The 314-nt window shown below is 39.2% G+C and carries 1 pseudogene; it reads right to left on the bottom strand.

The features are described from left to right. A pseudogene (locus tag CWC30_RS18530) lies at positions 1-199 on the bottom strand (DASH family cryptochrome); the annotation flags it as partial. Positions 200-314: the final 115 nt, after the last annotated feature.

The following is a 314-nucleotide window of genomic DNA, read 5'->3' as shown; positions in this document are numbered from 1 at the left end:
GAGCTGATATAGGCTGATTAGCACATATATTAATAGGCGGACGTATGCTTGTTGCTGAGAACGGCACTGCGGATAAACTGATACTAGTGTCTTCGATTTTTTTTATAAAAGGTGTAAAGCCTGTTTGTAAATCAGCATGTTCAAAGGGCAGTTGTTGCTTTTGATATAAGGTATCTTGCATCACTGATTTAAATACCACAGTAGCGCATTTCGTTTTATGCGAGGTTTTTTGGCGTTGGTGAGATACGGGTATATGCTGGGTATAAACTACTTCATCATGGCCAAGCTGAGTATTACGCTGTGTTTATACACTT

It is taken from the genome of Pseudoalteromonas sp. S4741, assembly GCF_005886135.1.
Lineage (GTDB): Bacteria > Pseudomonadota > Gammaproteobacteria > Enterobacterales > Alteromonadaceae > Pseudoalteromonas > Pseudoalteromonas tetraodonis.
Note: the sequence above shows the minus strand (reverse complement) of the source record. Positions and strands in the feature narration are given on the sequence as shown.